Origin of the sequence: Marinomonas sp. (assembly GCF_039940335.1) — a bacterium.
In the GTDB taxonomy this organism is placed as follows: Bacteria; Pseudomonadota; Gammaproteobacteria; order Pseudomonadales; family Marinomonadaceae; genus Marinomonas.
Genome location: NZ_JBDVGW010000010.1, coordinates 49,405 through 62,334, shown reverse-complemented (window position 1 = coordinate 62,334; position 12,930 = coordinate 49,405). Strand labels below are relative to the sequence as shown.

General features: G+C 44.7%; 13 protein-coding genes. 10 read left to right on the top strand and 3 right to left on the bottom strand.

Translation table 11 applies throughout. From position 1 onward, the window contains the following. Nucleotides 1–26 precede the first annotated feature (26 nt). Nucleotides 27–461: a universal stress protein gene (locus ABJF92_RS06435; protein ID WP_446814984.1), complete on the bottom strand. Its 435-nt coding sequence runs from the start codon at nt 459–461 to the stop codon at nt 27–29. A gap of 68 nt (nt 462–529) precedes the next feature. Between ABJF92_RS06435 and ABJF92_RS06430 the strand changes: the two genes are divergently transcribed. Then, a complete protein-coding gene (locus ABJF92_RS06430) occupies nt 530–1,018 on the top strand; it encodes a hypothetical protein (RefSeq protein ID WP_446814983.1) in 489 nt (162 codons plus the stop codon). Here ABJF92_RS06430 and ABJF92_RS06425 read toward each other — a convergent pair whose 3' ends face one another. Beyond that, nucleotides 1,019–1,777: a DNA topoisomerase I gene (locus tag ABJF92_RS06425; protein ID WP_446814982.1), complete on the bottom strand. Its 759-nt coding sequence runs from the start codon at nt 1,775–1,777 to the stop codon at nt 1,019–1,021. A gap of 188 nt (nt 1,778–1,965) precedes the next feature. On the opposite strand from ABJF92_RS06425, the gene topA reads away from it, so the two are divergent. The 3 genes from topA to ABJF92_RS06410 are packed head-to-tail and all read left to right on the top strand — an operon-like array spanning nt 1,966 to nt 5,325. Next, nucleotides 1,966–4,596, top strand: coding sequence for a type I DNA topoisomerase (topA, locus tag ABJF92_RS06420; RefSeq protein WP_446814981.1), 2,631 nt, complete (start codon nt 1,966–1,968; stop codon nt 4,594–4,596). Then, on the top strand, nt 4,593–5,060 hold the full coding sequence (locus tag ABJF92_RS06415) for a DUF6586 family protein (protein WP_446814980.1): 468 nt from the start codon (nt 4,593–4,595) through the stop codon (nt 5,058–5,060). The genes topA and ABJF92_RS06415 overlap by 4 nt, the downstream gene beginning before the upstream one ends. A 1-nt stretch (nt 5,061) precedes the next feature. Beyond that, nucleotides 5,062–5,325 carry a hypothetical protein gene (locus ABJF92_RS06410; RefSeq protein WP_446814979.1) on the top strand — a complete coding sequence of 88 codons (264 nt, stop codon included), beginning with the start codon at nt 5,062–5,064 and terminating at the stop codon, nt 5,323–5,325. A 70-nt stretch (nt 5,326–5,395) separates the two neighbouring features. Here the strand turns inward: ABJF92_RS06410 and lexA are convergent, their stop codons facing one another. Continuing rightward, nucleotides 5,396–6,016, bottom strand: coding sequence for a transcriptional repressor LexA (lexA, locus tag ABJF92_RS06405; RefSeq protein WP_446814978.1), 621 nt, complete (start codon nt 6,014–6,016; stop codon nt 5,396–5,398). A gap of 69 nt (nt 6,017–6,085) precedes the next feature. Here lexA and dinG point away from each other — a divergent pair, with 69 nt between their 5' ends. The 6 genes from dinG (at nt 6,086) to sixA (ending at nt 12,917) form a co-directional block, all read left to right on the top strand. Then, nucleotides 6,086–8,209, top strand: coding sequence for an ATP-dependent DNA helicase DinG (gene dinG / locus ABJF92_RS06400; RefSeq protein ID WP_446814977.1), 2,124 nt, complete (start codon nt 6,086–6,088; stop codon nt 8,207–8,209). A gap of 104 nt (nt 8,210–8,313) precedes the next feature. Beyond that, nucleotides 8,314–9,663, top strand: a complete 1,350-nt coding sequence (locus ABJF92_RS06395; protein WP_446814976.1) for a DEAD/DEAH box helicase — start codon at nt 8,314–8,316, stop codon at nt 9,661–9,663. 27 nt (nt 9,664–9,690) lie between these two features. Beyond that, on the top strand, nt 9,691–11,112 hold the full coding sequence (locus ABJF92_RS06390; protein WP_446814975.1) for a protein adenylyltransferase SelO: 1,422 nt from the start codon (nt 9,691–9,693) through the stop codon (nt 11,110–11,112). A gap of 27 nt (nt 11,113–11,139) precedes the next feature. After that, the gene (locus ABJF92_RS06385) at nt 11,140–12,168 is read left to right on the top strand and encodes an NAD(P)H-dependent glycerol-3-phosphate dehydrogenase (protein WP_446814974.1); all 1,029 of its coding nucleotides are present in this window, start codon (nt 11,140–11,142) and stop codon (nt 12,166–12,168) included. Next, the gene (locus tag ABJF92_RS06380; RefSeq protein ID WP_446814973.1) at nt 12,161–12,445 is read left to right on the top strand and encodes a DUF4389 domain-containing protein; all 285 of its coding nucleotides are present in this window, start codon (nt 12,161–12,163) and stop codon (nt 12,443–12,445) included. Before ABJF92_RS06385 ends, ABJF92_RS06380 begins: the two co-directional genes overlap by 8 nt. Then, nucleotides 12,432–12,917, top strand: coding sequence for a phosphohistidine phosphatase SixA (gene sixA / locus ABJF92_RS06375; protein WP_446814972.1), 486 nt, complete (start codon nt 12,432–12,434; stop codon nt 12,915–12,917). Before ABJF92_RS06380 ends, sixA begins: the two co-directional genes overlap by 14 nt. The last annotated feature ends 13 nt before the right edge of the window (nt 12,918–12,930 follow it).

Sequence of the window (12,930 nt, the reverse complement as noted above, 5' to 3'; positions counted from 1 at the left end):
GTAAACATCGCCTTTTTTGATCGGCTTTAGTCTTTTTTAACGCGTACGGCTAATACATCACAAGGCGCGTCATGCAAAACGCCGCTTGCTGTGGAGCCCAGTAGTAAGGCTAGTCCATGCTTACAGTGGCTACCGACAACAATTAGGTCTGCTTGCTTTTCCTTGGCGATTCGATGGATTTCGCTTTCAATGCCACCTTGAGTAATGCAGGTATCTTGGTTAGGTAGGTCAAGCTGGGCAGCAAGAATAGCCATACGTTCGCTTGCCGTTTCTTTTAGTTGCTGTTGAATGTCTGTCACATCTATGGGCACATCTCCGCCATAGGCATAGTTAAGAGACTCGATGACGTGAATGATGGTGAGGTCTGCACCGGTAGATTGGCAGAGGGATAGGGCTTTGTTTGCGACTAAAATACTTTCATCGGTAAGATCAACTGCGAGTACTATTCGTTTATACATCATGGATTACCTCCAACTAAAAAAATGGCTCTACTGGTTAGTATAGTCTCAAACCTTAAGAGATTTATAAAATGACTGCTTTAATTATAATCTTTATTTCACTCTCTTTAATGGGGTCTGCACTATGGGTTTTGCCACCCAAAAAGGAGCGACTAAAAATGGCGCTCAGAATGAAGGCGCGTCAATTAGGTCTTACTGTTCAGCTTACCTCAATAGATCTTCCTGACAAGTGGGATAAAACAACAAGCGCGCAAAATGTTTGTGCTTACCGCTTATATCGAGCCAAAGCAGTGGACAGTTTACCAGCCAATACTTGGTTGTTGCCTTATGATGTCTGGAAATATGTAGAAATTTGTGAAGGCTGGTGGTGCAGTAATGCCATGTCAGTCCCTCAGGCTGTTACCGACATCTTAATGGAATATGAAAAGTATTTAAGAGGGGTGGAAATTACGCCCGAAGGGGTTAGTTTTTATTGGCATGAGCGAGGTGATGAGGCAATGTTGGAAACTTTGAGTGAATTGCTCTATAAACTAGAAAAAATACACTCAATAGCTGGTTAACTACGGACTTGGTGGTGTCGGTTGGTCAAGGTTTTGGATTAATTGCGTCAGCGCTTCTTCCGGGTCTTCTGCGTTTTGAGCCGCTTCGATGCTTGGGGAGAGCATTTTTTTCATACGCTCTTTTACAAAGTCTTCCAATATTTTCTTCTCTGGTCTTTCAATGCTGTCTGACTTGATGTGAGACAAAATGACACCATAGAGGGTTTGGGCAACTCGAGCATCACCGTTAAGAAAATTAGTGTTTGCTTGTACCAGTTGGCGATTAAGTTGAATCCATAGGTTCAGCCAACGTAAATAGTCATAACAAGCTTGGTAGTGGTTGTTGCTGATACGGCCTTTGCGGCGTAAAAACAATAGCATTTTAGCGACTTTGGTAAGACGTTCTTTGTAATTTGTTTTCGCTTGGAAGGATAATGCTTCGGCCTCGGGGTTGAATATCACAGATCCACTGTCTCTTGCTTCTTCGGCTTTCGCGATCATGACTTCGACTCGCTCTGGGTCATCGGCGTGTTGCAGAAGTTCGCGAAGTGTGTCTAGATAGAAATCATAAAGGACATCGGTGGCAATGGTATCTGTGTTGATATCTACTAGGCCTTTAATGTGTTGTTCTACTCGTTCAGCCCGATTAGCCAATTGCATTTGCTTAAAGCGCCTTGCAGTGGCTTCTTTCTCTTTTTGATGGGCGCGAGTGCCAACAATAACGGACAGCACAACGATGATCATGAGAAAGATTATGGTTAGAATTTGAAGGGTGGCCATGATTGTCCTTAAGCAATGAATTCAGTATGGTAAATAAGAAATGCTGACTTCGGCAAGATTTAATGTGCGAAACATTACAGGGATTGCTTGTTATATAAAAGGTGTTTGCTTAATATCAGCGCCCAAAGACGTAAACTACGTGCAAGCAGGGTTTGCAAACGTACTTAATAAAAGGCTTACATAGTTCAATGGGAAAATCACTGGTTATCGTGGAATCGCCCGCTAAGGCGAAAACCATCAATAAATACCTTGGTAATGACTTTGTTGTGAAGTCGAGTGTAGGACACATTCGAGATTTACCATCTGGTGCGACGGCGACATCGACGCCACAAGAGCGAGCAAAGCAAGCGGCATTGACGCGAAAAATGAGCCCAGAAGACAAAGTAGAGTACAAGCGTAAAAAAGCACGCTCTCAGTTGATTAATCGCATGGGGGTTGATCCAGAAAATGACTGGGCCGCTCACTATGAAGTGTTACCCGGCAAAGAAAAAGTGGTTGATGAGCTTAAACGCTTGGCAAAAAATGCTGATACCATCTATCTCGCGACCGATTTGGATAGAGAGGGTGAGGCCATTGCGTGGCACTTAAGAGAAGCCATAGGTGGTGATGATAGCCGCTACAAGCGTGTTGTCTTTAACGAGATCACTAAAAAAGCGATTAAATCGGCTTTTGAGACGCCATCTGAGCTTGATATGAACCGTGTTAATGCTCAACAGGCTCGACGATTCCTAGATCGCGTGGTTGGCTTCATGGTATCGCCTTTGCTTTGGGCGAAAGTTGCCCGTGGTTTATCGGCAGGTCGCGTACAATCAGTGGCCGTAAGGTTAATCGTTGAGCGCGAAAAAGAGATTCGAGCATTCGTTCCTGAAGAATTTTGGGAGTTAGATGCTTTGCTGGCAACACCGGCAAAAGAAGTGATCAAGTTTGAGGCGGTAAAATACCAAGGGAAGGAGTATCGACCGGCTACCAGTGAGCAGTCTGCTAAACATGTAGCGCGCCTAGAAAAAGCTAATTTTGTTGTTAGCAGTCGTGAAGATAAACCGACAAAAAGTAAGCCTTCAGCCCCTTTTATAACTTCTACCTTGCAGCAAGCGGCCAGTACACGTTTAGGTTTTGGCGTTAAGAAAACCATGATGTTAGCTCAAAGGCTATATGAGGCGGGTTACATTACCTACATGCGTACCGACTCTACTAATTTGAGTGCAGAGGCGGTTGAATCATTAAGAGAATACATTGGTACTAATTTTGGCGACGCTTACTTGCCTGCTGAGCCTATTCGTTATAGCAGTAAAGAGGGGGCTCAAGAGGCACACGAGGCGATTCGTCCATCTGATATTAATGTACGTGTTGATGATTTGTTGGGGATGGAGAAAGACTCACACCGCCTATACGACCTGATTCGCAGCCAATTTATGGCGTGTCAAATGACACCAGCTGAATATACCTCTACAACCATTACTGTTAGCAGTGATGAATACGAGTTTAAAGCCAAAGGCCGTATTCTACGTTTTGATGGTTATACCCGTGCCATGCAAACGGTTGTGAAAAAAGGTGAAGACAATATCTTACCAGATGTAGCGAAAGGTGAATCGTTAAGTCTTAACCAGCTATTACCTGAGCAGCACTTTACTAAGCCAATTGCCCGCTTTAGCGAGGCTAGTTTGGTAAAAGAGCTTGAGAAGCGTGGTATTGGCAGACCATCAACTTATGCATCAATCATTTCAACCATCCAAGATCGTGGTTATGTGCGTGTTGAAAACCGTCGTTTCTATGCGGAGAAAATGGGAGACATAGTTACTGAACGCTTGGTGGATAGTTTTCATTCGCTAATGAACTTTAGCTTTACTGCGCAGATGGAAGAGCAGTTGGATGAAATAGCTGAAGGTCGCGAGAATTGGATTAAAGCGCTAAATGCTTTCTACCATGACTTTAGTGGTGTTTTAGCGAAAGCTGAAGATCCTGAGCAGGGCATGATGCTCAATGAGCCGACACCGACTGATGTGGCTTGTCCGACTTGTTCTCGCCCAATGCAGATTCGTACAGCGAGTACGGGTGTGTTCATGTCTTGTTCTGGTTATGCTTTGCCACCGAAAGAGCGTTGTAAAGCCACTATCAACTTGGTTCGTGGCGACGAAGCAGTTGCCGTGGATGATGAAGAAGGCGAGTCTAAAGCCCTTATCAATAAGCGCCGCTGCAGTATTTGTAGTTCTGCCATGGACAGCTACTTGATGGATGAGAACCGCAAGCTCCATGTTTGTGGTAATAACCCATCGTGTTCTGGCTATGAAGTCGAGACTGGTACTTTCAAAATAAAAGGCTATGACGGTCCTTTATTGGAATGTGATAAATGTGGCTCCGACATGCAGTTAAAAACAGGCCGTTTTGGGAAGTATTTTGGCTGTACCAACGAAACCTGTAAGAACACTCGTAAGCTACTTCGTAATGGCGAAGCTGCGCCACCAAAAATGGACCCTGTACCCATGCCGGATCTGGCCTGCCTTAAGGTCGAAGATCATTATGTATTGCGCGATGGGGCCACCGGTTTATTCTTGGCGGCCAGTCAATTCCCTCGTAAGCGTGAAACACGTGCGCCGCTAGTGAGTGAGTTGTTGCCTTATATGGAGCAGATTGATCCTAAGTATCATTTCTTCCGTACCGCACCTGTTGCTGACTCTGAAGGTCGACCAACGGTTATTCGTTACAGCCGTAAAACGAAAGAGCAGTATGTAATGACAGAAGAAGAAGGTAAGCCGACTGGCTGGAAGGCTTTCTATGTTGGTAGTAAATGGGTCATCGAAGAGGGTAAGAAAAAGAAATGACAGGGGCGAGTATCGCAAGCGCGACCAACCAAAAATTAGACGCAGCCCGTCGGTTGATACAGCAAAGTCAAGCCTGTAATGAGCATTGGTTATGTGCAGGACTTGAAAGTTCTGCCATTTTTCAATTGCGCAGCGCGTTGAATGGTTTGTTACAAGAGGTTCGTACGGCTTATGGCTTGTCATTTTCTTGGGATGTGTCAAATCTATTGGAACAGGCCGTACAAAAGGGCTTGGTGATTCCAGTATTATCCGAGCTGGGGGATTTACTTGCTCAACCGCAGTCTTGGTGCTCGCAACTAGAACAAGCTTATTTAGTTGAGTTCGAATGCAGAACCTCTACCGTGGCGGTAGTTGGTGAGGATTTAATTGGTAAAGGTGGTGATGAAGGTGCGTCTGTTGGCTTCTATTTATCAAAACTGGTTGAATTAGTGTTACGTTTTAGAGAAGAGTCATCAGAGTATTAAAATGAAAGAGTCCTATTTAGAAATTGTAGAGTTAGATAATGGTGACATTGTGTTGCGTCCTGCCAGTGAAGATGGTGAAGAAACTGAACCATTAGCGACCTTGCAAATCTCTGACGATACTAAATCTTACCTGAAAGAACGTTATTTTGAGTTGGCAAAGTGTATGTTTCATGCGGGTATCGATTTTGTGTATTCAGATGAGCAAACTTTTGGTGAAGAGACCGAGTCTTTAGAAGGGGATATGCGCCCGAAAATTCTCCACTAGAGGCGATATTACAAATAAAAAAGGTGAAGCCTTCGCTTCACCTTTTTTATTGGCGAGTACTTTAAGGTCGTTATAAGCCTTGACGAATGACACCGACGGAAAGGCCTTCAATGGCAAATTCTTCGCTTTCAAGGTCGACTATGATGTCATTGAATTCTTCATTTTCAGGGATTAGTCTTACTTTACTGCCCTTTTGCTCAAAGCGTTTTACAGTAACTTCATCACCAATTCGAGCAACAACAATTTGGCCATTACGCACGGTAGTGGTTTTATGGACAGCTAGTAGGTCGCCTTCCATAATGCCAATATTTTTCATGCTGGTACCGGTGACAGATAAAAAGTAATCTGCTTTTGGGGAAAACATCGCAGCAGGGATGCTTACATGTGAATCAATGTTCTCCTGGGCTAAAACAGGGTAGCCAGCAGCGACTTTGCCGATAACGGGTAAGCCGAGCTCGTCGCTTGCTTCGTTGGCGGCTTGTTCGACTAAACGAATCCCGCGGGAAGCACCAGATAGCATTTCGATCGCGCCTTTTTTCGCCAAGGCTTTAAGGTGTTCCTCGGCGGCATTAGGGGATTTAAAGCCCAATCGCCTCGCGATCTCTGCTCGTGTTGGCGGGAAACCTGTTTCATTAATAAATTCGCGAATGGTTTCTAGTACGTCAGATTGTCTTTTGGTTAATTTAATCATAGGTCATCTGGTTGTTTATACAGTAACTGTTATTATATACAGCATTATCCACGATACTCAATAAATTAAATGCTTTCAGACGAACTTAAAAAACAAATCCAACAAGCTTACCGTGACTCCCTTGACGCTAAGTCCCATAAACCAAGAGTAGGTCAGCGCCAAATGATCGGTGCTATCGCTCGTACGTTGGGGAATATTCGCCAAGACAGCGAGGGCAACCGCTTAGAAGAAAAGCATGTGGCTGTGATTGAGGCGGGAACGGGTACAGGTAAAACCTTATCCTACTGTCTGGCGGCGATTCCGATTGCTAAGGCTAAGGGATTGAAGTTGGTGATATCGACTGCCACGGTCGCCTTGCAAGAGCAGATACTTCATAAAGAGCTACCAAATTTATTGGAGCATACGGATTTTGCCTTTAAATATACCTTGGCGAAAGGTCGGGGGCGCTATCTTTGTTTAAATAATCTAGAAGGTTATTTGAGTACCGAAGAGCAAGCCATAGATGATATGTTTGCAGGTTTGTTTGAGCAGCATTTACAGTCTGACGATGTGAATACTGTGCTCTATCAAGAAATGGATACTGCCATATCTGAAGGGGAATGGGATGGCGACAAAGATAATTGGTCTGGGATTATACGTGAACAAGATTGGCGCCGCTTAACGACGGATCATCAGCAGTGTACGAACCGAAATTGTGCTAATTACTCAGCTTGTCCGTTTTTTAAGGCTAGGGCCGAAATTGAAGTAGCAGATGTGATTGTTGCTAACCATGATTTGGTGTTAGCGGATCTATCTTTGGGGGGCGGTGCTATTTTGAGTGCCCCGAAAGAAACCATCTATGTATTCGATGAGGGCCACCATTTGCCCGATAAAGCCATCGGTCATTTTCGTCATGAAGTGCGTTTACAGCAGAGTATTTCTTGGTTGCGTCAGCTGGAAAAAAACCTTGTCAATCTTAAGCAAGAGTTAACGGATGATGTGAGTTTAACCGGGCAGCTCTTGTTGAAAATCCCGCAACAGATTCAATCCATTACCAACTTTATTCAATACGCGCAACAAGGCCTAGCCCCATATATTCAAGGCTTAGGGCTAGATCAAGATAATAACCAACATAGATTTGAATTTGGCGTGGTGCCAGATGAATTGCGTCAGCTGGCTTACAGTTTGCAAACCTCTTACCAGAAGTTATTCAATAATATTGAAAGCATTCAGGACGAGTGTAAAAAAACCAAACAAAATGAAGGTATGGGAGTTACCCCAGAAACGGCTGAAACATGGCAACCGATTCTGGGGGTGATCTTAGGACGTCTTGAGCAGTGTGTTGAGCTGTGGCGCCTGTATTCAAGTTTAGATGATCTAAATTATCCGCCTAATGCCCGATGGTTGTTACTGACGGGGCAGGGCATGGAGCAAGATATTGAGTTGGGCGGTTCACCCATATTGGCGGCTAATACCTTAAGGCAGCAGTTATGGGACAAATGTTTTGGGGCTGTGGTGACATCGGCCACCTTAACCGCCCTCAATCAATTTCATCGTTTTAATATGCGCTCTGGTGTACCCAAAGATAGTGAATACCTACGGGTGATCAGTCCCTTTGATTTCAATGGTAAAGGTAAGTTAGTCGTGCCTGATATGGTTAACGAGCCTAATCGGGCAGACCTTCATACTAGTGAAATTATTGAGTATTTGAACGACAAAGTGGAAACCCAAAAAGCCAGCTTGGTATTATTCTCGTCCCGTAAACAGATGGAAGAAGTGGCGCAATCTGTCAGCGCTGGCTTACAGGAAATACTGCTGATTCAGGGAGAGCAGTCTAAGCGCGTTATTTTGGACTCTCATAAAGCTAAAATAGATGAAGGTAAAGGAAGTCTCTTATTTGGCTTGGCAAGCTTTGCTGAAGGGGTCGATCTTCCTGGTGATTATCTAACCTGTGTTTACATAGCGAAGATACCTTTTGCTGTGCCGGATGATCCAGTTGAAGCCACTTTGGCAGAATGGATACAGAAACGCGGTGGCAATCCATTTATGGAAATCACTATTCCTGATGCTTCGTTGCGGCTGGTACAGGCTACTGGACGTTTATTAAGGAGTGAAACAGACAGTGGTGAAATACACATATTAGATAAACGTTTAAAAACCAAGCGATATGGCTCCCAGTTAATCAACAGTCTGCCCCCGTATCGTTATCAATAGAAGACTAAGTAAGCAGAAGAAAGGGTGATAAACGCCACTCAATTAGGTACACTTCACTCAAAGAAACATTAATTTCACTCGATTAAAGAAGCAAAGATTCCAATATGGAAAACCAAACTCAAGACGCATCACCTGCAAGCACTACAAAACCAAAACGTACCCGTCGCCAAAACAAGCGTCCTCGTAATCACGAGGCTACAGAGTCTTCTCAAGTTGCGGCCCCTGCAGCAAATAATCAACAAGATTCTGGCAAGCAAGGCTTGTGGTCTATCGATGACTTCGTGGTAGAAAGTGTCGAAGGCAAAATGCGATTTCACGATCTTAATCTACCCGATCGAGTATTGAAATCCATTGCGGAAATGGGCTTTGAGCATTGCAGTGAGATTCAAGCTGAAACGCTGCCTATGACACTATTGGGTTATGACATTATTGGTCAGGCGCAAACGGGTACGGGGAAAACTGCAGCCTTCCTGATTGCTATGATCAGTGATTTCTTAGACTACCCTCTAGAAGAAGCGCGCCCTAATAATCTGGCTCGCGGTCTGATCATCGCGCCAACTCGCGAGTTGGCTCTGCAGATCGCCGATGAAGCAGAAAAATTAACCGCCAACTGTCATTTGAATGTGGTTTCGTTAGTAGGCGGTTTAAGTTATGAAAAGCAAAAAATCGCGCTGCAAACCGAACAAGTTGATATATTGGTGGCCACACCGGGTCGTTTGTTAGACTTTGCTCGCAGCAAGAAAGTGTTGCTGAATAAGGTGGAATGTTTAGTACTGGATGAAGCCGACCGTATGTTGTCTATGGGCTTTATTCCAGATGTTAAGAGCATTATTCGTATGACGCCACATAAAGAAAAGCGTCAAACCATGTTGTTTAGTGCGACCTTCCCGAAGGATGTGCAAGCCTTAGCCCGCCAGTGGACATACTTCCCGAAAGAAGTGTCTGTGGTACCAAAAGAGGCCACTAACCAAAATATAGAGCAGGTGATTTACACCGTTGAGGCAGAGCAGAAGTGGCCTGTGCTTAAGCAGTTAATAGAAGAGAACGGTGGTCAGCGTACTATCATCTTTGCCAACCGTCGAGATGAAACCCGTGACTTGTATGAGCGCTTGCATAAAGCCAACATCAATTGCGCGATTTTATCCGGTGAAGTTGCCCAAGACAAACGAGTAAAAACCCTCAAGGGTTTTAAAGACGGTCGCATTCAAGTGCTTGTAGCAACGGACGTGGCTGGACGTGGTATCCATGTAGATAACGTTGAGTTGGTAGTGAATTACGCGCTTCCAGAAGACCCTGAAGATTATGTACACCGTATTGGCCGTACAGGCCGTGGTGGTGAAACCGGTAAGTCTGTGAGCTTTGCCAGTGAAGATGATGCTTTTATGATCCCTGAGATCGAAAAGGTCGTTGGTGAATCGATCCGCTGTGAATATATGGTAAATACGTCTTCATAATTGCACTTTATTGATAAGTGAGTTGAGATGCGTTTAAAGCACAACTTTTCTACTCTGGGTGAGTCTTTCTATTCGAAAGCACTTATCCAGCCTCTCTTAGAGCAGCGTTTGGTTGAATGCAACCAAACGCTCGCTGACAACCTTGCCATCGACCTTAAAGACAGTGAAACACTTGCCCAACTAAGTGGTGAGCAATCTATAGCCGCTAGCCTTAGTATGGTCTATGCGGGCCATCAATTTGGCGGCTATTCCCCTCAGCTTGGTGATGGTCGCGGGGTACTGTTAGGGGAGGTTGTTGATCAACAAGGTAAGCTGATTGATCTACACATGAAGGGGGCAGGGCCTACCCCTTATTCTCGTCGTGGTGATGGTCGGGCAGTATTGCGCTCATGTATGCGTGAATATCTGGCTTCTGAGGCCATGTTTGCCTTGGGTGTTTCTACCTCAAGGGCATTGGCATTATTCGATAGTCGAGAAGCTGTTTATCGTGAAACCCCAGAAATGGGGGCTATGTTATTGCGCACAGCCAATGGTCATATCCGCTTTGGTCACTTTGAGTACTTCTTTTCTCGAGGCATGGCGGATGAGTTGGATGCGCTTATTCAATATTGTTTGAGCCATTATTACCCTGAATGCTTAGAGACGTCATCTCCCCTCGAAAATATGTTGCTGTCAGTGGTCGAGCGAACCGCTCACATGATTGCAAAGTGGCAGTCCTTTGGCTTTCAGCACGGTGTTATGAATACGGATAACTTCTCTTTTACCGGTGAAACCATAGATTACGGCCCTTTTGGCTTTATGGAAGACTATGAGGAAAGTTGGGTTTGTAATCATTCTGACTATGAAGGTCGATACGCTTTTAACCGACAACCGGGTGTAGGCTTGTGGAATCTCAATTGTTTAATGCGTTGTTTCTCGAATCATTTAACGCGAGACCAGCTGGTCGCTATTTTGCAAACCTATGAAACCGCTTTGCAAAGCCACTATGATAGCCTGATGCTACAAAAGTTAGGGTTAAGTGACGTGGCGGATCTTCATAAATTATGGCCATCTCTTGTCACTATATTGAGTCAGGAAAAGCTGGATTATAGTTTATTCTTACGCAGTTTAAGTCTGCTTAGTGCAGACGATTACAGCTTGCTGCTTGATGAGGTGATCGACAGAGAACGCCTTCGTACATGGTTGGATGAATATATGTCTATTCGTTCGTTACAAGGTAAAGATTGGCAGCAAGTACAGCAGGGGATGTTAGCGGTAAACCCCAAGTATGTATTGCGGAATTATTTAGCGCACGAAGCGATTCAGGCCGCTGAGGCGGGGGATTACCTACCGTTCCGGCGTTTGTTAAACCTTATTACACATCCCTTCGATGAGCATCCGGCTTGCGAAGCATTGGCTCGCAGGGCTCCGGGTTGGGCGAAATCACTAGAAGTAAGTTGCTCTTCTTAGTGAATAGATTGGTAAAGGACGTATGAAATGAAACATTCTGTTTGTGTATTGGGTGGCGGTAGTTTTGGTACTGTGTTGGCCAATATTATGGCTAAAAATGGTCACCAAGTTAGCCAATGGATGCGCAATGAACAGCAAGTGGAAGAAATCAATTTAACAGGTTTAAATAGCCGCTATTTGCCGGACTCGCCTTTGCATCGAGAGTTGTTGGCTACTAGTAACCTTGAACAGGCTATTCGCGAAAGCGATACGGTTTTTGTGTCGATTCCTTCCAAATCCTTTGAGCAAGTGGTGCAGAATATTGAGCCCTTGCTGACGGCGGATAAAATTCTGATCAGCACCACTAAGGGGTTTAACCCTCAGCACTTTGAATTGATGAGTGACATACTTAAGCGTAATTCCGTGACGCAAAAAATTGGCGTGCTCAGTGGTCCTAATTTAGCCAAGGAGATTGCCGCCGGCCACATGACTGGCAGTGTGGTGGCTAGTCATGACGAAGCGGTACGTAAGTATGCGATCGAGTTGTTAAAATCGCCGACTTTTCGAGTTTATGAGAGCGCGGACACCAAGGGGGTTGAGCTGGCTGGTGCGCTAAAAAATATTTACGCCATTGTGTGTGGTTTAGCAAAAGCCTTAAACGTTGGTGAAAATACCATGTCGATGATTATGACGCGTAGTTTGGCGGAAATGAGCCGTTTTGCGGTGCACTTTGGTGCTAACCCTATGACCTTCTTAGGTTTGGCAGGTATGGGTGACTTAATAGCTACCTGTACTTCGCCATTGAGCCGAAACTACCGAGTTGGCTACGGCATTGGTTCTGGTAAAAGCTTAGAAGAGATTATTGATAGTATCGGTGAGGTGGCTGAAGGGGTAAATACCTTGCGCATGGTGGTGGCTGAAGCAAATAATCATCAGCTTTATATGCCCCTCGCAGATGGCTTATCAAAATTATTATTTGAAGGTGCTAAACTGGAGTCATTGATTGGCTCTATGATGACTGGCGAGCAAAAATGGGATGTCGAATTTGCGACAAATGATGAGGTGAAAAATGTCTAAATCAGGTTATGCAGAACAAGGGTTTTGGTTCAGGTTGATTTTTATGTTGGTGTATTGGGCACTGCTTAATGTGGCCATCACTGTGTTTGGAATCTTATTGATTATTGTCAGTATTATTAAATTTGGCTCACGCCACCACCCAGAAACCTTAGCGTCATGGTTGCGTAGTGTGGCTCTGTTTATTCAGCAGACTTTTGAATTCCTGTCTTACAAGTCTGAAGATAAGCCTTTTCCATTTCAATCCTGGCCCCAGGTAGATACGGATGAAGAAGCTTAAACGTCTGTATGTCTTACGCCATGGGGAGGCCGAACCCTATGGTTATGATGTGGCTGATGAGCAGCGTCAGTTAACAGAATTTGGTCGCCAAGAAGTCAGTGCTACGGCTAAAGACTTTTCAGCTAAGGGCTTAGTGTTAGATGCGGTGATGGTGAGTCCTTATCTTCGTGCTCAACAAACCGCTGACATATTTTGTGATCAGCTCGGTAATGTACCACCTCGTGATACTAATGCTTTGATTACGCCCTATGGCAAAGCTATGCAAATTGCGGATTGGTTGGTTGATCAGCCTTTCGAATCTATCTTGCTTGTTACTCACCAGCCTTTTGCTTATGAACTTGTGGCATATTTAGCGGATGCGCCTTTGCCGAGAGATTTTGGTATGACGACTGCGACATTGGTTTGCTTGGAGTCTGACGATTGGTATATGGCATGTGCGCAATATCAATGGTTTATCTCGCCTTCATCTTAATGAGGGATTCTTG